Annotated in this window: 1 protein-coding gene; it reads left to right on the top strand. The window is 58.1% G+C overall.

Annotation, left to right across the window (positions count from 1 at the left end):
- Positions 1–234 (top strand): 2-deoxy-5-keto-D-gluconate 6-phosphate aldolase domain-containing protein (locus ACXAGA_RS16500; RefSeq protein WP_475118559.1); only part of this gene is annotated, 234 nt, incomplete at both ends.

The following is a 234-nucleotide window of genomic DNA, read 5'->3' as shown; positions in this document are numbered from 1 at the left end:
ACGTGGTCAAACTGCTGGTGTTCTGCCACCCTGATGACGACGCCGAAACCCGCGCCCTGCAAGAGGCCCGCGTGAAACGTCTGTGGACAGCAGCGCGCAACAACAATCTGGAATTCCTGCTAGAGGTGATCCCATCCAAAGTAGGCCCTGTGGATGACGACACCACCGCAACGCTGATCCGTCAGTTCTATGACGCGGGCGTCTATCCTGACTGGTGGAAGCTAGAGCCGTTCA

This window comes from Marivivens sp. ABH4_498 (genome assembly GCF_056160585.1).
The sequence above is the reverse complement of the archived record's forward strand: the minus strand, read 5'-3'. Positions and strand labels throughout refer to the sequence as shown.